A 21,823-nucleotide genomic window follows, 5' to 3' on the forward strand; every position below is an offset into this window, starting at 1 on the left:
GCGCGAACTATCGGGCTTATCGACGCTTATTTGACACTGCGCTTCCCGCATCGCGGGTAAGGCGCAGGGTATCAACCATTCCTATCAGGCAAATCATGGCGATAGCGACGAATGCCAGCCGGAAACTGATGCCGGGTATCGCACCCAGTGACAACCATTCACTCACTTGATCCCCGATACGGATCCCGATAGCCGCCAACGAAATCCCTAATCCAACAGCCAGTTGCGTCGCTGTACTAAACAGCGTATTGGCATAGCTCATCTGCGATGCAGGAACATCCGCAAATGCCAACGTGCTGACACCGGTAAACTGAATTGAGCGAAAAACGCCGCCCAGATAAAGCACCAGTAATATTACCCATACGGGAGTTTGCGGCGTGATCAGCGCACACGCCAATAGCGCCAGCACATTAAGCGCACCGTTTATCAACAGCAGCTTTTTAAAGCCTAACCAGCGTATTAACGGCGTAGTAGCGGGTTTAATCGTTAGGTTGCCAACAAACACGGCCAACACCAGCGAACCGGCATGGAAAGCATTCATACCAAACCCAACCTGAAACATCAGTGGCAACAGAAAGGGTACCGCGCTGATAGAGGCACGAAACAGCGAGCCTCCGTACATCGTGACACGAAATGTAGGCACGCGCATGGCATCCAGACGAATCATCGGCCATGCGGATTGGCGAAAATGACGCAGGGCAAACAGGAACGTGGCTATTCCAAGTGCCAGAAGTCCCGCGGTTAACCAGCCCTGCGGCTGTTGGGTTCCCAGCAGTTCCATCGCATATACCAGACTGACCATCGCGACCGATGTGGCAATAAAACCGGGAAAATCGAACGGGCGTCGCTCGTCATCATGAATATCCGGGATAAAACGCAGCGCCAGCGCGATCGCCAGCAACCCCAGTGGCACATTAATGAAGAAGATCCAGCGCCAGTTGGCGTAACTGGTAATAAATCCGCCCAGGGGGGGGCCAATTATTGGGGCCACTAAGGCAGGCCAGGTCAGGGTGGCGATTGCGGTGATTAACTGGTGTTTAGGCGTGGTACGCAGAACGGCGAGGCGGCCGACCGGCACCATCAGTGCCCCCCCGACACCCTGTAAAATGCGCATTGCCACAAAGCCTTCAATGCTGGTGGCGAGTCCACATAAGACTGAGGCGAAGGTAAAGATCGCCAGTGCCAGGGTAAATACTTTTCGGGCACCAAAACGATCGGCAATCCAGCCACTGGCAGGGATGAGAACCGCCAGCGTGATCAGATAAGCACTGATGCCGATGTTCAGATCAACGGCCTGCACGCCGAAACTTTTTGCCATATCGGGTAGGGCCGTCGCAATCACCGTGCCATCGATGAACTCCATAAAGAAGGCCCCGGCGACCAGTAGTGCAGCCGGAGAAAGACCCCGCTTATTCTCAACCGCTAAATGTTCACTCATGTTGTGCTTGCCATCTCAAACGAAATTAACTGGGTCTGTTTTTTTATTTTCAGCGCGGTTGTACTGCTTGCACCGCTACCGTTTCGAGCGCTGAATAGGTACTATGACGACCTTTCTATAAGGAGCTCACTATGTCCCAAACACTGAATGCCGATCAGGAACTGCTCTCGGACGTTGTTGCCTGCCAGTTGGTTATCAAGCAAATTCTGGATGTTATTGATGTTATTGCCCCGGTAGAAGTTCGGGAAAAAATGTCCAGTCAACTGAAAAGCATCGACTTTTCCAGCCATCCCGCGGGCGCTGATCCCGTTACGATGCGCGCAATTCAAAAAGCGGTTGCGTTGATCGAGCTGAAATTCACTCCGCAGAATGAGTCTCACTAAAATAAACCGTTGTTTCAGGTTTTAGAAAGGTTTTTTTACGCCTCTCAGAACGGGAGGCGCAGATTTGTCGCGATCGGACTTCAGTGATGTTGGTAGTTTACGACGTTTAGCAAATGCTTATCCGTTTGCGCCATACACAGCCCAGCACGTTTAGCGCTACGAACTTCATCAAGAATCGTTTGTAGCAGCACGCCATCCTGCTGCTGTTCTTTTTCCAGATCATGAAGAAAATCAACGGTTGGTGCGTCGTTCAACGCTTCTGCTTCATCCGTCAGACGTGACAGCGTACGAGAACGCTGCTGATAATCTTCCAGCGTTTTCTGAAACAGCTCTTCAAGGGACGTTAGGTCATCACCGGGAACATCGATGGCTTTGACGATGGGGTTAGCCCCTGCGTTTTTCATAAAATTAAACATACGCATCATTTGCGTCACGTTACCCTGCGCCTGAGTGCGCAGAAACGTCGCGGTGCCTGTCAGGCTGTGTTCGTAGCACCATTCACTGAGGTGAAGGTAGAGATTCGATGCGTAAAACTCAAGGTTCATTTGCGTGTTGAGTTTGTGCACAATTCCAACTGCAGCCATATCAATATCCTTATTTCCAGAAAAGAGAAGTACGTCACCAACGCCAGTACAACGGGCTGCCGTTGCACTTCACATCTACGTACGAGTAATACTGTTAGCAGAATAAATCCGTTCCGCCGGTCCTTTAGATGATCGCGAATTATATCCGCTTCCGATCGTGAATCAGCATAGCGCGTGCCTGGTATCAAGAAAATCCTTAAAACCACCTATTTATGTTTTTTTACATATTGGCATAACAATATACTTAGCCATGCCGTTTGTGTATATAAGAAATATGAATATAATTATCTGATTTATAATGTGTTTATGTAAAATAAATAAAGTGAAGTGCTGTTTCAAGTCTCAAAATTAAATTTCAGGCCGCGGTATTCTATGACGTCTGGTGATTATCACCGCTGGTTTTGATGCGAACTTCCCGGTGAAGTGATGTGTCTGGAAATTATCTGCAACCTAATTTCTTGCGCCAGATCAGTTTTAATAAATTTAACGGAATGAATTATTCGGCATTTGTTGTTGGATATCGGTGGATAAATCGAGGAGTTGTATATGAAGAAGGTGGCGGTGTTGCTGGCACCCGGTTTTGAAGAGGCTGAAGCTATTGTTACTATTGATATTCTACGTCGCCTGCAAATTGAGGTTGAGACGCTGGCCTGCGCTGAGTCTCGTGCGGTGGTGAGCTATCATGACGTGCCGATGGTGACCGACAGTACGCTGGAGGCCCGTCGGGATGCCTTCTACGACGCGATCGTGTTGCCAGGGGGACCACAGGGTAGCGTAAATCTTGCCGCCAGCGCTGCAGTCGTCCAGTTTGTCGCTCGTCATGACGATGCAGGAAAACTGATTTGCCCGGTTTGTTCGGCAGCCGCGCGGGTGCTGGCGGGTAATGGGTTGCTGAAAGGACGGCGCTACGTGTGTTCAGGTGAGCTGTGGCAAACCATCACCGACGGTGAGTATGTCGATGCGCCTGTTGTTGAAGATGGCAATCTTATCAGTGGCAAAGGGCTGGGCCATATTTTTGATTTTGCGTTTACGCTTTCTGCGCGTCTGTTAGAAGACGATCTCCCTGTTCGCGATCACGCTGACCATATTTATTACCCCTGGTAATCATTGGACTCCCGGATGTTTCGATATTCGGGAACAAGGATTCACTGGCTGATGTTATGGATTAATCTGCTATTTCTCATTTTCCCTATTCTGAAAATTGAGTTTTTTTATGTCATTTCCCGCTGAATTTATGTACGCAACTACTGTAATTCCAGGGTGTGATGCCGCTCTCTTATGGAGAATCAATTTCCCGCTAAAAATACTCTCAGCACTGGCATTGATCTTATCAATAAAAGGTAATGCCTTGTTTTACGTCCGGATTACAAAAAATCGTTTGATTTTACCCTACATAAAAGAACGTTAAAGCTGGAGTTAACCATGCACAAATTCACTAAAGCGCTGGCGGCCATTGGTCTGGCTGCCATTATGTCACAATCCGCTATCGCTGAATCCATGAAGCTCGGTTTCCTGGTCAAACAACCGGAAGAGCCCTGGTTCCAGACAGAGTGGAAGTTTGCTGATAAAGCCGGTAAAGACCTTGGGTTTGAGGTGATTAAAATTGCCGTTCCAGACGGCGAGAAAACCCTGAATGCTATCGACAGCCTGGCGGCAAGCGGGGCAAAAGGATTTGTAATTTGTACGCCGGACCCAAAACTTGGGCCTGCTATTATGGCAAAGGCGCGTGGCTATGACATGAAAGTCATCGCGGTTGACGATCAGTTCGCCAATGCGAAAGGTAAGCCGATGGATACTGTGCCATTGGTGATGATGGCAGCAACCAAAATTGGTGAACGCCAGGGCCAGGAACTGTACAAAGAAATGCAGAAACGTGGCTGGGATGTGAAATCTTCCGCTGTAATGGCGATTACCGCAAACGAACTGGATACCGCGCGCCGTCGTACATCGGGTTCGATGGAAGCGCTTAAAGCTGCAGGCTTCCCGGAAAAACAGATCTACCAGGTCCCAACCAAATCGAATGATATCCCGGGCGCATTCGACGCCGCAAACTCCATGCTGGTGCAGCATCCTGAAGTTAAACACTGGCTGATTGTCGGTATGAACGACAACACTGTGCTGGGTGGCGTGCGTGCTACCGAAGGGCAGGGGTTTAAAGCTGCAAACGTGATTGGTATCGGTATTAACGGTGTTGATGCAATTAGCGAACTCTCCAAAGCGGAAGCCACCGGATTCTACGGTTCACTGCTGCCTAGCCCGGACGTTCACGGTTATAAATCCAGTGAAATGCTCTACAACTGGGTCACCAAAGGCGCAGAACCGCCAGTGTTTACTGAAGTTACCGATGTGGTGTTGATTACTCGCGACAACTTCAAAGAAGAACTGGCGAAAAAAGGCTTAGGCGGCAAATAACTCAACTGCCGTAAAACGATCTTATCCGGCCTACAAATAACGCCCTTCGTAGGCCGGATAAGGCTACGCCGCCATCAGGCAACCGTTTAGATCCACGGAGACGTTATGCAACAGTCTACCCCGTATCTCTCATTTCACGGCATCGGCAAAACCTTCCCTGGCGTAAAAGCGCTGACGGATATTAGTTTCGACTGCTATGCCGGTCAGGTGCATGCACTGATGGGTGAAAATGGTGCCGGGAAATCAACATTATTAAAAATTCTCAGCGGTAACTACGCGCCAACCACGGGATCTATAGCGATCCGCGGACAGGAGGTTTCGTTTGCGGACACAACCACTGCGCTGAATGCCGGTGTCGCCATTATTTACCAGGAATTGCATCTGGTGCCGGAAATGACCGTCGCCGAGAACATCTACTTAGGCCAGCTTCCGCATAAGGGTGGGATTGTGAACCGCTCGTTGTTGAACTACGAGGCGGGGCTGCAGTTAAAGCATCTGGGAATGGATATCGATCCTGATATTCCGTTGAAGTATCTCTCCATCGGTCAGTGGCAAATGGTGGAGATTGCTAAGGCGCTGGCGCGTAATGCCAAGATTATCGCTTTTGATGAACCCACCAGCTCTCTTTCCGCCAGGGAGATTGACAATCTGTTTCGCGTAATTCGTGAGCTACGCAATGAGGGCCGCATCATTCTGTACGTTTCGCACCGCATGGAGGAGATTTTCGCCCTCAGCGATGCCATAACGGTGTTTAAGGATGGCCAGTACGTCAAAACGTTTACGGATATGCAGCAGGTTGATCACGACGCACTGGTACAGGCGATGGTGGGGCGTGATCTTGGGGACATCTATGGCTGGAAAGCCAGACCTTATGGCGCGGAGCGTCTGCGTCTGCATGAGGTAAAAGCGCCAGGCGTGCGTACTCCGATCAGCTTATCGGTGCGTAGCGGCGAAATCGTCGGACTGTTCGGCCTGGTTGGTGCCGGACGTAGCGAATTAATGAAAGGTCTGTTTGGCGGGACGCGTATCACACAGGGCCAGGTGTTTATTGACGAACAAGCGATAGATATCCGCAAACCCAGTCACGCCATTGAAGCAGGCATGATGCTGTGTCCGGAGGATCGCAAAGCCGAAGGGATCATCCCGGTCCATTCGGTACGCAACAACATCAATATTAGTGCGCGCCGTAAACATGTTACGGGGGGATGTCTGATCAACAACGGCTGGGAAGAGACCAATGCTGACCATCATATCCGTTCACTCAACATTAAAACGCCGGGTGCAGAGCAACTGATCATGAACCTCTCTGGCGGTAATCAGCAAAAGGCCATTCTGGGGCGTTGGTTATCGGAAGAGATGAAAGTGATTTTGCTGGATGAGCCCACCCGCGGCATTGATGTTGGAGCGAAACATGAAATTTATAACGTGATTTATGCCCTGGCTGCGCGCGGTGTTGCCGTGCTGTTTGCCTCCAGTGACCTGCCGGAAGTTCTTGGTGTCGCCGACCGCATTGTGGTGATGAGAGAAGGTGAGATCGCAGGTGAATTACTTCATGAACAGGCGGATGAACGCCAGGCGTTGAGCCTTGCTATGCCTAAAGTCAGCCAGGCAGTCGCCTGAATAAGGAGAATATGATGTCTTCCGTTTCTACATCGGGTTCAGGCGCTGCGAAGTCGGCGCTAAATCTTGGCCGAATTTGGGATCAGTACGGGATGCTGGTGGTGTTTGCCGTATTGTTCCTGGTTTGCGCTATTTTTGTGCCAAACTTTGCGACGTTCATCAACATGAAGGGGCTGGGACTGGCGGTATCTATGTCGGGTATGGTTGCGTGCGGGATGTTATTTTGCCTGGCATCCGGCGATTTTGACCTCTCGGTAGCGTCCGTTATTGCCTGCGCAGGGGTGACGACGGCAGTGGTCATTAATATGACCGAAAGCCTGTGGATTGGCGTGGCGGCAGGGTTGTTGCTCGGCGTTCTGTGCGGTCTGGTGAATGGTTTCGTGATTGCACGCTTAAAAATTAACGCGTTGATCACGACGCTCGCCACCATGCAAATTGTTCGTGGTCTGGCCTACATTATCTCCGACGGTAAAGCTGTGGGAATCGAAGACGAGCGCTTCTTTACGCTTGGCTATGCCAACTGGTTAGGACTGCCGGCACCGATCTGGTTAACCGTGGGCTGTTTTATTATTTTTGGCCTGCTGTTGAATAAAACCACGTTTGGTCGTAATACGCTGGCGATTGGGGGCAATGAGGAAGCGGCTCGTCTGGCTGGGGTGCCGGTCGTTCGCACTAAGATTATTATCTTTATTCTCTCCGGTCTGGTATCCGCCGTGGCGGGGATTATCCTGGCATCACGTATGACCAGCGGCCAGCCAATGACCTCTATCGGCTATGAGCTGATCGTGATTTCTGCCTGTGTGTTAGGCGGCGTTTCGCTCAAAGGCGGTATCGGAAAAATCTCATATGTCGTCGCAGGGGTGTTGATTCTGGGGACGGTCGAGAACGCGATGAACCTGCTGAATATCTCTCCATTCGCACAGTATGTGGTACGAGGTTTGATCCTGCTGGCGGCGGTGATCTTCGACCGCTACAAACAAAAAGCTAAGCGTACTGTTTGATGATTTAAATCCCAACTTTTTAGTCTAGCTTCCGCCAATCGCCAGCCGCTACCCGGCTGGCGATTGTTTTTCTAAATGGCGAGCACGGTCACACTGTCTATACTTATACCCGTCATACATCCTATATACGGCGCGATCCGCGCGGCGTACAGACCATGACGAGGAGGAGAATCGGGTGACAGCATCGCTAACCTTACCCCCTGAGCATCCCACAAACTGTGCTTATTTTTTCGATCTCGATGGAACACTGGCTGAAATCAAACCGCATCCTGACCAGGTTGTTGTTCCACAGGCAATTCTGCAGTTATTACATCGCCTGGCCACGCAAAATGCGGGTGCTCTGGCATTGATTTCAGGGCGCTCGATGGCAGAGCTTGACGCACTCACCACCCCTTATCGTTTCCCGCTCGCCGGGGTGCATGGGGCAGAACGCCGTGATATCAATGGTCAAACCCATATTGTGCATCTGCCTGCGGTGGTCGAGCGCGAAGCGGGGGCGTTATTGCATGCGGCGCTGGCGACGTTACCGGGGACAACGCTTGAAACTAAAGGCATGGCTTTCGCTCTGCATTACCGGCAGGCGCCTGAGCATGAGGCCGCGCTGCTGGCGTTGGCGGAACGTATTACCCATATCTGGCCGCAATTGGCATTGCAGCCCGGGAAGTGTGTTGTGGAAATCAAATCACAGGACACCAATAAAGGAGATGCAATTGCGGCATTTATGCAGGAAGCGCCGTTTGTCGGACGGACCCCTGTTTTTGTTGGTGATGATCTGACCGATGAAACAGGTTTTGTCGTGGTCAATCGCGCCGGCGGTATCTCGGTAAAAGTGGGTAGCGGGGAGACTCAGGCGACATGGCGTCTGGCTGCTGTCAGGAACGTCTGGCATTGGCTGGAACAAATCAACTGTCCGCAGCAGGAACAAGAAGCAACGAATGACAGGAGAGGTGGCTATGAGTCGTTTAGTCGTAGTATCTAACCGCATCGCCTCACCGGATGACAAAGGCAGTGCTGGCGGTCTTGCTGTAGGTGTGCTGGGCGCACTGAAGGCGGCTGGCGGCCTGTGGTTCGGCTGGAGCGGTGATACAGGCAATGAGGAACAACCGTTAAAAAAGGTTACCCGTGGCAACATCACCTGGGCATCGTTTAATCTGAGTGAACAGGATTACGAGGAGTATTACTGCCAGTTTTCGAATGCCGTGTTATGGCCCGCGTTCCATTATCGACTGGACCTGGTACAGTTTCAGCGTAGTGCCTGGGAAGGCTACCAGCGGGTTAATGCCTTACTGGTTGATAAGCTGCTGCCACTGCTTAGTGATGACGATATCATCTGGGTCCACGATTATCACTTGTTACCCTTTGCCTGCGAGCTACGCAAACGTGGTGTGAATAATCGCATCGGTTTTTTTCTGCATATTCCTTTTCCGACACCCGAAATTTTCAATGCGTTGCCGCCACATCAGGCGTTGCTTGAGCAACTGTGCGACTTTGATTTATTGGGCTTTCAAACCGACAACGATCGCCAGGCCTTTCTTGACTGTCTGACGGCGCAAACTCAGGTAACTACGCTCCGCGAGAAACAGCATCTGGCCTGGGGGAAAGCGTTCCGCACGGAAGTTTATCCTATTGGTATTGCACCTGAGGAGATTGCACGGCAAGCATCAGGATCGCTACCGCCGAAACTGGCGCAGTTAAAAGCAGAACTTAAAAATGTGAAAAATATCTTCTCTGTTGAGCGGCTGGATTACTCCAAAGGCCTGCCGGAGCGCTTTCAGGCCTATGAGGTGCTGTTGGAACAGTTTCCCCAGCATCACGGTAAGATTCGTTATACGCAGATAGCACCGACCTCGCGTGAGGAGGTACAGGCTTATCAGGATATTCGTCACCAGTTAGAGACCGAGGCTGGGCGGATCAATGGTAAATACGGGCAACTGGGCTGGACGCCGCTGTACTACCTGAATCAGTATTTTGACCGTAAATTACTGATGAAGGTCTTCCGTTACTCAGATGTTGGACTGGTGACGCCACTACGCGATGGCATGAATCTGGTGGCAAAGGAGTATGTCGCCGCACAGGACCCTGCCAACCCCGGCGTCCTGGTGCTCTCGCAGTTTGCCGGGGCTGCGAATGAGTTGACTTCTGCACTCATTGTAAACCCTTATGATCGGGATGATGTTGCAGGCGCATTAAACCAGGCTCTGACGATGTCGCTTGCCGAGCGCATTTCCCGTCATGCGGCAATGCTGCAGACCATCGTTAAAAATGATATCAACAACTGGCAGGCGCGATTTATTTGCGATCTGAAGAACGTCGCATCGCGTCATATAGAAAACCTGTCGCCTGACCCGCAGACAGCCTGCAGCAAACAGGCGTGATTAATCGCCGGCAAGCGGTACCAGCAACACATCAACCTGGCTTGCGCTGACCACGCTTTTCGCTGAGCAGGAGGCTCGCGAAAAGAAACTGTGGTTATGGTTGCCATAAATCACCAGATCAACCGCGTGTTTGCGGCATACATCCAGAATGTGTTCGTTCAATGTCCCATAGGTAATAAACGTGTGCTCAATGGGGTACTGCGCCTCTTTGCTTAACTGATCGATAAAATTATGGGTCTCTTCTTGCATGACTTCCCGCAGATCTTCCAGCATCGGAGCAGCAAACTGGTTATACAGTTCGGGGTCTGAAACCAGGGTTATCAGACTAATGCGAGCGTTGACAGGGCGAGCGATTGAAACAGCCTTTGCTAACAGTTGGTGGCTTTCGGGGGTGGCGGCAACAGCGACAAGAATGTGCGCATAGCTCATAACTCGCTCCTTTTGTTCATGAATTATGAGAGAACTTTTCAGTTTTGATCGTATAACGCCATACTGCTACGTTTCGTACGGTAATTGTGTGAATGTCATCATGATTATTCATTAATTATTCTTATAAATAGAATAATCACTTCATATAAGCTGCAAATCTGTTCTGATGATTTAAGTTAAACTCATCTCTAATAAAAACAATTTGTTAATAAAAAGTATACATCAATTAACATTTAAACGGTTATCACAGCCCGGTATTAATTAATCAGTCTTAATATTTAAGTCTTTGTTTATAAAGAGTTTAACTGAAATGTCATTTCATATTAAATCTGTGATCCAGTTCGCTATTTCTGCGCGTGATATTAACGTTCGTAAACAGAATACTATTCGCTTTTATTGCAAGATTATTCGTATGGCTGGAATCGAAAAAGATAATGGTGGTTTAAAAAATAGCCAAAATAAAAGCTGTGCTGATGGATTTATGTTAAGTGTTTAGCTTGATTATGTGATCTGCGTCACATATTCTTTAAATTCGCAGCATGGCTACGTTGTATGTGTAACGGGTGGCGGGTAGAGTTGCGTCGAATTAGGAAAAATCTTAGACATTTGTAAGAAATGATGTGAGCTTGTAAGGGACGCGGCATTCTACGAAAGGAATGTTTAGACAACGCGTAAGCGCCATCACGTTGCTATGTATTTGACCTTTTGCTTTTTTTTTACCGGGCCTTCCCGGCGACATCACGGGGTGCGGTTCTGCCGCATGAAAATAATGTTGGTTATTATGGATGCAAATAATGCATACATCCGAGTTGCTGAAACACATTTATGACATCAATTTGTCGTATTTATTGCTAGCACAGCGTTTGATCGTTCAGGACAAAGCGTCTGCAATGTTCCGCTTGGGTATCAGCGAGGAGATGGCAGATACATTGGCAACATTAACACTTCCTCAAATGGTCAAATTGGCTGAAACCAATCAACTGGTATGCCATTTCCGTTTCGACGATCATCAGACTGTAACGCGTTTGACGCAAGATTCCCGCGTTGACGATCTTCAGCAAATTCATACCGGTATTATGCTTTCAACACGCCTGCTTAACGACATCGATGACGCAGCGCGTAAGAAAAGGGCTTGATGATGAGCGAAAAAAGCATTGTTCAGGAAGCGCGTGATATCCAGTTAGCGATGGAATTAATCACATTGGGCGCCCGTTTGCAAATGCTGGAAAGCGAAACGCAATTAAGCCGTGGCCGACTCATCAAGCTGTACAAAGAATTACGCGGTAGTCCTCCGCCAAAAGGGATGCTTCCGTTTTCCACCGACTGGTTTATGACGTGGGAACAAAATATTCATGCATCGATGTTTTGTAATGCATGGCAGTTTCTGCTTAAAACCGGTTTGTGCAGCGGCGTGGATGCCGTGATTAAAGCGTATCGGTTATATCTTGAGCAGTGCCCGCAACCAGAAGAAGGGCCGTTGTTGGCGCTTACTCGTGCGTGGACCCTTGTCCGTTTTGTTGACAGTGGTTTGCTTGAATTGTCCGCCTGTAACTGCTGCGGCGGAAATTTTATTACCCACGCGCACCAACCCGCAGGTAGCTTTGCCTGCAGTTTATGTCAGCCGCCATCGCGAGCCGTAAAAAGACGTAAACTTTCCCAGAATGCTGCCGATATTATTCCACAACTGCTGGATGAACAGATCGAACAGGCTGTTTAACTGAAACGGTGTGGATAAACACTCCAGCAGCGGTAAGCGATTACCGCTGCTTTTTTTTGTCCTGACCATGAGTTAACTGCCCGACTGCGCATCCTGTCATAGTCAATTGCGAAAGGATGATGTCGTGCTTATCTTATTAGGTTACCTGGTTGTTATTGGTACAGTTTTCGGCGGTTACATGATGACCGGCGGACACCTTGGGGCACTCTATCAACCGGCTGAGCTGGTGATCATCGGTGGCGCAGGTATCGGGGCATTCATCGTTGGCAACAACGGAAAAGCCATCAAGGGGACGATGAAAGCGATCCCGATGCTTTTCCGTCGTTCAAAATACACCAAAGCGATGTATATGGATCTGCTGGCGCTGCTGTATCGCCTGATGGCCAAGTCACGTCAGCAGGGCATGTTTTCGCTTGAGCGCGATATCGAAAACCCCAAAGAGAGTGAAATCTTCGCCAGCTATCCACGCATTCTTGCGGATGCGGTGATGCTTGATTTTATTGTTGATTATCTGCGTCTGATTATCAGCGGCAACATGAACACGTTTGAAATTGAAGCGTTGATGGACGAAGAAATTGAGACACACGAAAGTGAAGCTGAAGTCCCGGCCAATAGCCTGGCGATGGTCGGTGACTCATTACCGGCGTTCGGGATCGTGGCAGCCGTTATGGGGGTTGTTCACGCTCTGGCTTCTGCTGACCGTCCGGCGGCTGAACTGGGTTCATTGATTGCGCATGCGATGGTAGGGACATTCCTCGGTATTTTACTGGCCTATGGATTTATTTCCCCACTCGCCAGCGTCTTGCGACAGAAGAGTGCTGAAACCACCAAGATGATGCAGTGTGTGAAGATAACTCTGCTCTCCAATCTGAATGGCTACGCGCCACCGATTGCGGTCGAGTTTGGTCGTAAGACGCTCTATTCCAGCGAACGTCCTTCGTTTATCGAACTGGAAGAGCATGTTCGTGCGGTGAGGAATCCAGCAGCGCAGCAGACGACCGAGGACGCATGAAAAATCAGGCCCATCCCATTATCGTCGTAAAGCGACGCAAACATAAAAATCACGGTGGTGGGGCGCATGGTTCGTGGAAAATTGCCTACGCCGATTTTATGACCGCGATGATGGCCTTCTTTCTGGTGATGTGGCTTATTTCCATCTCCAGCCCTAAAGAACTGATTCAAATTGCCGAATATTTCCGTACTCCGCTGGCCACTGCGGTGACGGGCGGAAATCGGATCTCGAATAGCCAAAGTCCAATTCCTGGTGGGGGTGATGATTACACCCAGCAGCAGGGGGAAGTGAATAAGCAGCCCAACATTGATGATCTGAGAAAGCGCATGGAGCAAAGTCGCTTGAGCAAGCTACGTGGCGATCTTGATCAACTGATTGAATCCGATCCTAAGCTGCGTGCACTACGCCCACATCTGAAAATTGATTTGGTCCAGGAAGGGCTGCGGATACAGATTATCGACAGTCAGAACCGCCCGATGTTTAAAACCGGAAGCGCAGAGGTTGAACCTTACATGCGTGATATTTTGCGGGCGATTGCGCCGGTGCTGAATGGGATCCCAAACCGTATCAGTCTTTCTGGTCATACGGATGATTATCCCTATGCCAACGGTGAGAAGGGATATAGCAACTGGGAACTGTCTGCCGATCGCGCCAATGCATCGCGTCGCGAGTTGGTCAGCGGCGGACTGGATGATGGAAAAGTATTACGGGTGGTAGGTATGGCCGCCACGATGCGTCTGAGCGATCGCGGTCCCGAGGACGCCATCAACCGCCGTATAAGCCTGCTGGTTCTGAATAAGCAGGCCGAAGAGGCCATTTTGCATGAAAACGCTGAAAGCCAGAATGAGCCGGTAAGTGTCTTACAACAGCCAGTGGCGATGCCGCCGGCAAGCGTTCCCACATCGCCACCAGCCAATCCGAGGTGATAGCGTGAGCATGGATATTAGCGATTTTTATCAGACATTTTTTGATGAAGCTGACGAACTGTTGGCTGACATGGAGCAACACCTGCTGGATTTGGTGCCTGAAGCCCCGGACTCCGAACAGCTGAATGCCATTTTTCGTGCAGCGCACTCGATTAAAGGCGGGGCGGGCACTTTCGGCTTTACCATTTTGCAGGAAACGACCCATCTGATGGAAAACCTGCTGGATGAAGCGCGGCGTGGCGAGATGCAGCTCAATGCCGACATTATCAACCTGTTTTTGGAAACGAAAGATATTATGCAGGAACAGCTCGACGCCTATAAAAACTCAGAGGAGCCGGATGCCGCCAGCTTTGAGTACATTTGTAATGCGTTACGACAGTTAGCGCTCGAAGCAAAAGGTGAAACCGCGCCCGCGGTGGTCAATAGCGCCAAACTGAGCGTTGTTGATAGCACGGCGATACCAGACGAGGTGGTTGCACAAGCCGCCCCTGTCACTGAAGAGATCAAAAAGCGGATCATTCTCTCGCGCCTGAAAGCCAGTGAAGTCGATTTACTGGAAGAGGAACTGGGGAATCTGGCGACCTTAAGCGATGTGGTCAAAGGTGCCGATACGCTGTCGGCAACGATCGACGGTAGCCTCGCTGAAGATGACATTATTGCTGTGCTCTGCTTCGTCATTGAAGCGGATCAGATTGAGTTCGAAACTATCACTGTCGCGCCGACTGTTGCAGAAACGCCAGCTGTCGCGGATGTCGTCGAACCACAGCCGCTACCGGTTGCTGCGCCTGCGCCGGTGGTCAAAGCGACCGCCAACGAAGCGCCGCATGGACGGGCAGAGCGTGAGAAACCAGCCCGCGCCAGCGAGTCGACCAGCATTCGCGTGGCGGTTGAGAAGGTCGATCAGCTGATTAACCTGGTGGGTGAACTGGTCATCACACAGTCAATGCTGGCTCAGCGCTCTAATGAACTGGATCCCGTCAATCATGGCGATCTCATCACCAGCATGGGTCAGTTACAACGTAACGCCCGCGACTTACAAGAGTCGGTGATGTCGATTCGTATGATGCCAATGGAGTATGTGTTCAGCCGTTTCCCACGTCTGGTGCGCGATCTGGCCGGTAAGCTGGGTAAACAGGTCGAACTGACGCAGGTGGGGAGCTCAACCGAACTCGATAAGAGCCTGATTGAACGCATCATTGATCCATTAACGCACCTGGTACGTAACAGCCTCGATCACGGTATTGAATTGCCGGAAAAACGCATCGAATCCGGGAAAAGCCCGATTGGTAATCTGACACTTTCTGCCGAACACCAGGGCGGGAATATTTGTATCGAAGTGACTGATGATGGCGCGGGTCTGAACCGCGAACGTATCCTGGCGAAGGCTATTTCCCAGGGGATGCCGATCCACGAAAATATGAGCGATGACGAAGTCGGCATGCTGATCTTCGCCCCGGGATTCTCGACCGCCGAGCAGGTGACGGATGTTTCCGGGCGCGGTGTCGGTATGGATGTGGTGAAGCGAAATATCCAGGAGATGGGCGGTCATGTTGAGATCCAGTCAAAACAGGGTCAGGGCACAACCATCCGTATCTTACTGCCGCTGACGCTCGCTATCCTTGATGGCATGTCCGTTCGTGTAGCCGATGAAGTGTTTATCCTGCCGCTGAATGCGGTGATGGAATCTCTGCAACCCCGTGAAGAAGATCTCCATCCGCTGGCCGGCGGAGAGCGCGTTCTGGAAGTGCGTGGTGAGTATTTACCGCTGGTTGAGTTGTGGAAAGTCTTTGAAGTTGAAGGTGCAAAAACCGAAGCAACTCAGGGTATTGTAGTGATTTTACAAAGTGCAGGGCGTCGCTACGCGTTGCTGGTCGATCAGCTAATTGGTCAACACCAGGTGGTGGTAAAAAACCTGGAGAGCAACTACCGCAAAGTGCCAGGCATTTCCGCAGCAACGATCCTCGGCGACGGTAGCGTCGCGCTGATTGTCGATGTCTCTGCATTGCAGGGGTTAAACCGCGAACAACGTGTGGCAATCACAGCCGCCTGATTGAGTAAGAAAGGGAAGAATATGACCGGTATGAGTAATGTAACTAAACTGGCCGGCGAACCGTCAGGTCAGGAATTCCTCGTGTTTACGCTGGGGGATGAAGAGTACGGTATCGATATCCTGAAAGTGCAGGAAATCCGCGGCTACGATCAGGTTACGCGTATTGCCAATACGCCAGCCTTTATTAAAGGTGTGACTAACCTGCGCGGCGTGATTGTGCCGATTGTTGATCTGCGTGTGAAATTCAGCCAGAGCGATGTGGATTACAACGAGAACACCGTGGTGATTGTGCTGAATCTGGGACAACGGGTGGTTGGGATTGTCGTGGATGGCGTATCCGATGTGCTGTCGCTGACGACCGATCAAATCCGACCGGCACCGGAATTCGCGGTTACGCTGTCAACGGAATATCTGACGGGACTGGGCGCGTTGGGAGATCGGATGCTGATTCTGGTTAACATTGAGAAATTGCTGAACAGCGAAGAGATGGCGCTATTGGATATCGCGGCTTCGCATATGGCATAAAAGTAGTCAATATTATCATTCTTTGTAATATTTAGCTGGCAGTTATTAAACGCCCTCCACAATATGGAGGGCGTTTTGCTTTTAATTTTATGTGTAGGGAAGCCAGGTAATAATGGTTGTTTTATTTTGATTTTGAATGTTTATATTTATCTTATTCACTTGGTTTATTTTTATTTTTTTCTTTAATTAAAACTAGCGAATCTTTATAGTATCTGTCGTTTGCGGGTACATATAAAATAATCTACAAGTGCAATATATAAATAATTTATCTTTTAGAATGATTTATATTGCTAATGAATATGTAATGAAGTTGTGCCTCCTGATTTTTCTATTGGCGTAGAGGGAACTAAATGTGAATGCTATATATAATATAGTCTGGAGTACGGCGCGTAATATGTTTGTGGTCGCTGGTGAGTTTTCCCGCGGTAATAATGGAATGCGTAATAGCATCAGGGTAACAGGTCTGGCAACATTAATATGCAGTGCTGCTGTCAATGCTGCCGGGTTAGGCCCACAAAACGGTGCATCAATTATTTTGAATGATAATGAAGTCGTTACAGCGAGTGGACAAACAAATACCACGGGTGTTGAGAGCATCACTACCGGCGGTGATGGCTTACAGATTAAAGGAAAAGCAACTATCAACGTATCGGGTGAAACTTTGTCTACCGGGGTTTCACTGGATAATGGCACCAAAAATGATTTAGGCACGAATACCGAAATCCATGTCGTCGATACGGATGGCACACAAAATTCAAGTAAAAATACCACCGGAATTTTGATTTCAGGTAATAACCTGGGTACAGAAGTAACAGCATCCGGTATTAATATTGATGTTTCGGGTAAAAATAATGTTTATGGATTTAAAAATATAGGCAAAGACAGTAACGTCGATCTTGGTAGTGGAAGTTCTATTACAGCCATAACTGAAACTGATTATAGTATTGGTGGGATAGGTGATGCCCGCGGTGTCTATTTATTAGGCGGTAGTGGTACTTTTACCATGGATAATGGTTTTATCCATGCTACAAGTATAGATAACACTGCGTGGGGGATTCAAAGTACGGGTAATGCTAAAATTGATTTAGGTAAAAATAGCCAGGTGGTTGTAGAGGGCAATAATATTGCAACCGGTATTGAGATAGGTACTGATGGCGTATTAGATGCCGATCAACTCACTGTCACTGCAACAGGACTGGCAACAGATTATGGTTCTGTGACAGGTTTAAAGCTGGGTAAAAATAATCATGTTGATTTGGGAGATAACAGCAGAGTAACCATCAATGGTGCCTCCGATCTTGCTGAAGGCATCTACGTTATGGGTCCCGATGCTACGTTAATCGCCAATAATATGGATATTAATATCAGTACGACTCTGGATTGCCGTACAGGGGGGTGTACCACGCGTGGCATCGCTATTAATGGGGCCGGATCACGCATTGATTTGGGCAGCGGATCGACCATCTCAATCACCGGGTTCTATGATGGGGCTGGAGTAACGATAAACCCCGCGGCAAAAGGTTCTGAATTTATTGCTGATAATCTGACGATTGATGTGACTGGGACGCAGGTAAGTGCAATATCAATGAGCACAGGTTTTATGGATTTAGGCCAAAACAGCATCATAAGCGCAGCCGGAGGGGCGACGACCCTCTGGGTGACGGGGGGCGAATTCCACGCGGACGCGCTTACCGTCAATACCGCTCAGTCTGTGGGCATCATTGCGCAGGGGGGCGATGTGATGATTGGCGCAGGCAGCGTTGTTGACGGCAGAAGTTCTGCCATGTCGGGCTCTGCGACCAGCGGTATCGCTGCGACCTCCGGGAGTACTCTTGATTTTAAAGGGGATGCCGACAATCGAAATGTTATTTACGCGATCGATGGTTACGGCGTGTCATCCCAGTTCTACGGCGCAACGGTTAATATCGCGAATACCGATATTCTCATGAGTGGGCAAAATAACCCTTACGGGCTTTGGGCGATAGGAAGTAATAATTTAAACCGTCCGGGAATAATTAATGGTGAAAACCTGACCATTGATGTGACAGCGAGTGGGGCAAATGGTTATGGCGCGGTGGTTCAGCAGGGCGGGGCAATATCGCTGACCGGTGACACTACCATTAAAACCCAGGATGGTGTCGCTATTCTTGTTCCTGTTGTTACCGACAGTGCGGGAAATCTCTTACCCGGCGGGACCGTGACCGGTTCAGGTGTAATGGATATTACGGGCGATATCATTAGCGCGGGTGAAGGCAGTATTTCACTGGATATGGCGTCTGGTTCGCGGTTGGTGGGGGCGACGTTTGTTAACACCGATCCGACGGTAGACTCCTCGCTGAATCTCTCACTGGCTGAACAGACGCAATGGACAATTACCGGTGATTCTTCTTTAACTCAATTAAATAATGCCGGAGATATTGTATTTGATACTCCTTCACAGAACGGACAATTTAAAACGCTGACGATTAATGGGAATTATCATGGCGATAACAGTCATCTTTATCTGAACACGCAGTTAGGGGATGACAATTCACCGACGGATAAAGTGATTATCACTGGTGATACATCCGGTAGCACGACGCTCTATGTCAATAACATCGGGGGGGAAGGGGCGTTAACAACAAAAGGTATTGAAGTGATTGATGTCGGCGGTCAGTCTGATGGCGTTTTTACTCAGGGTAATCAGGTGCAGACAGGTTTGTATGAATACCGATTGTATGAAGACGGCGGTGACTGGTATTTGCGTTCGCAGGCTGTCCCGCCGGTAGATCCGGATGATGGCGACGATGTTACACCGGTAGACCCGGATGATGGCGACGATGTTACGCCGGTATACCCGGACGATGGCGGTGATGTTACGCCGGTATACCCGGACGATGGTGGTGATAGTAAACCGGTAGATCCGCAATATCGGGCTGATATTGGCGCTTATCTGGGCAACCAGTGGATGGCGCGTAATCTGCAAATGCAGACCCTTTATGACCGCGAAGGGAGTCAATTACGTACCGATGATGGCAGTATGTGGATGCGCTTTAAAGCAGGTGATGCGTCGTCAACAGCGGCAGACGGTCATGTGGATATTGACAACACTTACTCGCAACTGCAAATCGGTGGTGATGTGCTTAGCTGGGATAATGGCGAGCAGAGCCTGAAGGCGGGACTGATGGTGAGCTATATCAACGCCGACACGGACAGTACAGGCAACCGTGGTGCTGATGGGAGCCGGTTCTCTGCCAGTGGTAACGTAGCCGGTTATAATCTCGGCGCTTATGCCACCTGGTTTGCGGATGCGAAGAATCACAGCGGGCTGTATGTGGATAGCTGGTACCAGTACGGCCTCTACAATAACAGCGTCGATAACGGCGATGTCGGGTCAACAGATTATGATTCGGCGGCCAGCGCGGCCTCCTTGGAAACGGGCTATCGGTACGACATCGGACTTGAAAACCTGAATACTGTCAGCCTGACGCCACAGGCTCAGGTGACATGGCAGCAATATAAAGCGGACGCGGTTGTGCAGAATGGAACGCGTATTGACGGACAAAACGGTGACAGCTGGACCACGCGCCTCGGACTGCGGGTAGATGGTAAGCTGCACAAGAATACGACGTCGGTTATCCAGCCGTTTGCGGAGGTAAACTGGTTACACACCAGCGATGATGTTGGCGTAGCATTTGATGGTGCTGAGGTGAAGCAGGATCTTCCGGCAGATCGCGCCGAGGTGAAAGTGGGTATCCAGGCGAATCTGAATAGCCAGTGGAGTATCACTGGACAAGTGGCGGGTCAAAAAGGACGTAATGACTATGGCGATCTCAGCGGTAGTTTGCTCGTACGTTACAGCTGGTAATTGATGTAAATTATCATCCAGGTGTTGTTGAAATACCCCAGCCTGTGGCTGGGGTAATCTTTGTTGATTTGCTGCTCTTGTTTACTTAGCTCGCTCTTGTCTTAAAAAAGTTAAGCCTTAATCTCTTCTGTGATGTTTTCTGAAGACTCGCTTTCTTCCAGTAAACCTTCATCCTGTGCCAGCATCGCCGTTGCAATCCCGTTACCTAATACGTTGATTGCTGAACGTCCCATATCCAGGAAGTGGTCAATACCCATCAGTAGCAGAATTCCGGCAACCGGAATATTAAAGCTTGGGATGGTTGCCGCCAGCACCACCAGCGCTGAACGCGGCACACCGGCTATCCCTTTTGACGCCAGCATCAATGTCAGCATCAGCACGGTAATTTCCGCGAAGGAAAGGTGGATGTTATAAGCCTGTGCGATAAACATGGAGGCGAACGAGCAGTAGACCATGGAACCCACCAGGTTAAACGAATAACCGATAGGCAGTACAAATGACACGATATTGGGCGAGCAACCAAATTTGGTTAATTGCTCCAGCGTTTTCGGATAAGCGGCTTCGGAGCTGCTGGTGGTGAAGGCAACCAGAACCGGGTCTTTGAGCATACTGACCAGGCGGAATACCTCTTTTTTCAGCATCATATAACCCACGGCCAGCAGGACCAGACAGGTCAGTAAAATCGCCACATAATAACCACCAATGAACGATGCGTAGTTGAGCAGGATCCCCAGGCCCTGGGTGGAGATAACGGAAGAGATAGCGGCAAAAATAGCCAGCGGCGCAACATACATCACGTAGCCGGTCACCTTCAGCATAATGTGGGAGACCACATCCAGCGCAGCAACCAGCGGTGCGTTAAATTTTTCGCCGAGCGAAGCACCACCGATTCCGAAGAACATCGAGAATACGACGATTTGCAGGATCTCATTATTCGCCATCGCTTCGGCGATGCTGGTGGGAATGGTATGCGTCAGAAAACCTTTCAGGCTCATACCACCAACGGCCAGGCCGGTATCAGTGGCTTCCAGCGGGATCGCCAGGTTCAGACCGCTGCCGGGTTGTTCGAGGGAGACCACAAACAGGCCGACCAGAATAGACAGAATAGAAGAGCTGATAAACCAGATCATCGCTTTGCCGCCCACGCGCCCGATGGTTGAGGTTTCGCCCAGGCGCATAATACCCACGGTCAGGGTACTGAATACTAAAGGTGCAATTACCATCTTAATCAGGCGCAAAAAGATGTCGGTGAGCAGCGTAATATTATCGGCCCAGGCGGTAACGACGCCGGGGGAGGCATAAGAGTGGATCACCGCACCCGACAGGATCCCCGCCAGCATGAAGATCACAATAAACAACGTGAGTTTGTTTGCATTTGCCACTAAAAAGCCCTCAGTAAGGATTTAACATTTATTGTTCTGTTACTCATTTTTTATACTTATTAAGTGGTAACGAAATATTCATCATATAAATTGGATTAAAGCGTAAGCAGATACAACTTTTT

General features: G+C 49.7%; 18 protein-coding genes. 14 read left to right on the forward strand and 4 right to left on the reverse strand.

Features of this window, described 5'->3' with window-relative positions; genetic code table 11:
* Window positions 1-16: 16 nt before the first annotated feature.
* On the reverse strand, window positions 17-1,438 hold the full coding sequence (locus tag G8S19_RS08855) for an MFS transporter (RefSeq protein ID WP_105242177.1): 1,422 nt from the start codon (window positions 1,436-1,438) through the stop codon (window positions 17-19).
* A 131-nt stretch (window positions 1,439-1,569) separates the two neighbouring features.
* Between G8S19_RS08855 and G8S19_RS08860 the strand changes: the two genes are divergently transcribed.
* The gene (locus tag G8S19_RS08860; protein WP_005127709.1) at window positions 1,570-1,821 is read left to right on the forward strand and encodes a DUF2766 family protein; all 252 of its coding nucleotides are present in this window, start codon (window positions 1,570-1,572) and stop codon (window positions 1,819-1,821) included.
* A gap of 80 nt (window positions 1,822-1,901) precedes the next feature.
* On the opposite strand, the gene G8S19_RS08865 is transcribed toward G8S19_RS08860, so the two are convergent.
* A complete protein-coding gene (locus tag G8S19_RS08865) occupies window positions 1,902-2,405 on the reverse strand; it encodes a non-heme ferritin-like protein (protein ID WP_048211340.1) in 504 nt (167 codons plus the stop codon).
* Between the two features lie 546 nt (window positions 2,406-2,951).
* Between G8S19_RS08865 and G8S19_RS08870 the strand changes: the two genes are divergently transcribed.
* The 6 genes from G8S19_RS08870 to otsA all read left to right on the forward strand — a co-directional run bounded on the left by G8S19_RS08870 (window position 2,952) and on the right by otsA (window position 9,813).
* On the forward strand, window positions 2,952-3,509 hold the full coding sequence (locus tag G8S19_RS08870; RefSeq protein ID WP_101742209.1) for a DJ-1/PfpI family protein: 558 nt from the start codon (window positions 2,952-2,954) through the stop codon (window positions 3,507-3,509).
* Window positions 3,510-3,827: 318 nt separating this feature from the next.
* Complete coding sequence (locus G8S19_RS08875) at window positions 3,828-4,817, forward strand: arabinose ABC transporter substrate-binding protein (protein WP_005127705.1); 990 nt, start codon at window positions 3,828-3,830, stop codon at window positions 4,815-4,817.
* A gap of 105 nt (window positions 4,818-4,922) precedes the next feature.
* Entirely contained in the window at window positions 4,923-6,437 is a 1,515-nt protein-coding gene (araG, locus tag G8S19_RS08880; protein ID WP_115643238.1) for an L-arabinose ABC transporter ATP-binding protein AraG, read from the forward strand.
* A gap of 14 nt (window positions 6,438-6,451) precedes the next feature.
* Window positions 6,452-7,438, forward strand: a complete 987-nt coding sequence (gene araH, locus G8S19_RS08885) for an arabinose ABC transporter permease AraH (RefSeq protein ID WP_048211343.1) — start codon at window positions 6,452-6,454, stop codon at window positions 7,436-7,438.
* Window positions 7,439-7,613: 175 nt separating this feature from the next.
* A complete protein-coding gene (gene otsB, locus G8S19_RS08890; protein ID WP_061068092.1) occupies window positions 7,614-8,417 on the forward strand; it encodes a trehalose-phosphatase in 804 nt (267 codons plus the stop codon).
* The gene (otsA, locus tag G8S19_RS08895) at window positions 8,392-9,813 is read left to right on the forward strand and encodes an alpha,alpha-trehalose-phosphate synthase (protein ID WP_253686450.1); all 1,422 of its coding nucleotides are present in this window, start codon (window positions 8,392-8,394) and stop codon (window positions 9,811-9,813) included. Before otsB ends, otsA begins: the two co-directional genes overlap by 26 nt.
* Here otsA and uspC read toward each other — a convergent pair whose 3' ends face one another.
* Complete coding sequence (gene uspC / locus G8S19_RS08900; protein WP_048211346.1) at window positions 9,814-10,242, reverse strand: universal stress protein UspC; 429 nt, start codon at window positions 10,240-10,242, stop codon at window positions 9,814-9,816. It lies immediately after the preceding gene.
* A 794-nt stretch (window positions 10,243-11,036) separates the two neighbouring features.
* Between uspC and flhD the strand changes: the two genes are divergently transcribed.
* The 7 genes from flhD (at window position 11,037) to G8S19_RS08935 (ending at window position 20,319) form a co-directional block, all read left to right on the forward strand.
* Window positions 11,037-11,378: a flagellar transcriptional regulator FlhD gene (gene flhD, locus G8S19_RS08905; RefSeq protein WP_040232414.1), complete on the forward strand. Its 342-nt coding sequence runs from the start codon at window positions 11,037-11,039 to the stop codon at window positions 11,376-11,378.
* A 2-nt stretch (window positions 11,379-11,380) separates the two neighbouring features.
* Window positions 11,381-11,959, forward strand: a complete 579-nt coding sequence (gene flhC / locus G8S19_RS08910; protein WP_005127694.1) for a flagellar transcriptional regulator FlhC — start codon at window positions 11,381-11,383, stop codon at window positions 11,957-11,959.
* Window positions 11,960-12,083: 124 nt separating this feature from the next.
* Window positions 12,084-12,971: a flagellar motor stator protein MotA gene (motA, locus tag G8S19_RS08915; protein WP_032939611.1), complete on the forward strand. Its 888-nt coding sequence runs from the start codon at window positions 12,084-12,086 to the stop codon at window positions 12,969-12,971.
* Window positions 12,968-13,897: a flagellar motor protein MotB gene (gene motB, locus G8S19_RS08920; RefSeq protein ID WP_061068090.1), complete on the forward strand. Its 930-nt coding sequence runs from the start codon at window positions 12,968-12,970 to the stop codon at window positions 13,895-13,897. The genes motA and motB overlap by 4 nt, the downstream gene beginning before the upstream one ends.
* Before the next feature lie 4 nt (window positions 13,898-13,901).
* Complete coding sequence (gene cheA / locus G8S19_RS08925) at window positions 13,902-15,947, forward strand: chemotaxis protein CheA (protein WP_101742211.1); 2,046 nt, start codon at window positions 13,902-13,904, stop codon at window positions 15,945-15,947.
* Window positions 15,948-15,968: 21 nt separating this feature from the next.
* A complete protein-coding gene (gene cheW / locus G8S19_RS08930) occupies window positions 15,969-16,472 on the forward strand; it encodes a chemotaxis protein CheW (protein ID WP_003839146.1) in 504 nt (167 codons plus the stop codon).
* Between the two features lie 352 nt (window positions 16,473-16,824).
* Entirely contained in the window at window positions 16,825-20,319 is a 3,495-nt protein-coding gene (locus G8S19_RS08935) for an autotransporter outer membrane beta-barrel domain-containing protein (protein WP_253686452.1), read from the forward strand.
* Window positions 20,320-20,429: 110 nt separating this feature from the next.
* On the opposite strand, the gene G8S19_RS08940 is transcribed toward G8S19_RS08935, so the two are convergent.
* On the reverse strand, window positions 20,430-21,701 hold the full coding sequence (locus G8S19_RS08940; RefSeq protein WP_048211351.1) for a dicarboxylate/amino acid:cation symporter: 1,272 nt from the start codon (window positions 21,699-21,701) through the stop codon (window positions 20,430-20,432).
* Between the last annotated feature and the right edge of the window lie 122 nt (window positions 21,702-21,823).

The sequence above is a fragment of the Citrobacter sp. SX206 genome, assembly GCF_024181025.1.
GTDB lineage: Bacteria > Pseudomonadota > Gammaproteobacteria > Enterobacterales > Enterobacteriaceae > Citrobacter > Citrobacter youngae.

What these genes read in the sequence shown, in the direction of transcription:
- G8S19_RS08855 (WP_105242177.1), bottom strand. Translation starts at nt 1,438, where the DNA reads ATGAGTGAACATTTAGCGGTTGAGAATAAGCGGGGTCTTTCTCCGGCT.
- G8S19_RS08860 (WP_005127709.1), top strand. Translation starts at nt 1,570, where the DNA reads ATGTCCCAAACACTGAATGCCGATCAGGAACTGCTCTCGGACGTTGTT.
- G8S19_RS08865 (WP_048211340.1), bottom strand. Translation starts at nt 2,405, where the DNA reads ATGGCTGCAGTTGGAATTGTGCACAAACTCAACACGCAAATGAACCTT.
- G8S19_RS08870 (WP_101742209.1), top strand. Translation starts at nt 2,952, where the DNA reads ATGAAGAAGGTGGCGGTGTTGCTGGCACCCGGTTTTGAAGAGGCTGAA.
- G8S19_RS08875 (WP_005127705.1), top strand. Translation starts at nt 3,828, where the DNA reads ATGCACAAATTCACTAAAGCGCTGGCGGCCATTGGTCTGGCTGCCATT.
- araG (WP_115643238.1), top strand. Translation starts at nt 4,923, where the DNA reads ATGCAACAGTCTACCCCGTATCTCTCATTTCACGGCATCGGCAAAACC.
- araH (WP_048211343.1), top strand. Translation starts at nt 6,452, where the DNA reads ATGTCTTCCGTTTCTACATCGGGTTCAGGCGCTGCGAAGTCGGCGCTA.
- otsA (WP_253686450.1), top strand. Translation starts at nt 8,392, where the DNA reads ATGAGTCGTTTAGTCGTAGTATCTAACCGCATCGCCTCACCGGATGAC.
- uspC (WP_048211346.1), bottom strand. Translation starts at nt 10,242, where the DNA reads ATGAGCTATGCGCACATTCTTGTCGCTGTTGCCGCCACCCCCGAAAGC.
- flhD (WP_040232414.1), top strand. Translation starts at nt 11,037, where the DNA reads ATGCATACATCCGAGTTGCTGAAACACATTTATGACATCAATTTGTCG.
- flhC (WP_005127694.1), top strand. Translation starts at nt 11,381, where the DNA reads ATGAGCGAAAAAAGCATTGTTCAGGAAGCGCGTGATATCCAGTTAGCG.
- motB (WP_061068090.1), top strand. Translation starts at nt 12,968, where the DNA reads ATGAAAAATCAGGCCCATCCCATTATCGTCGTAAAGCGACGCAAACAT.
- cheW (WP_003839146.1), top strand. Translation starts at nt 15,969, where the DNA reads ATGACCGGTATGAGTAATGTAACTAAACTGGCCGGCGAACCGTCAGGT.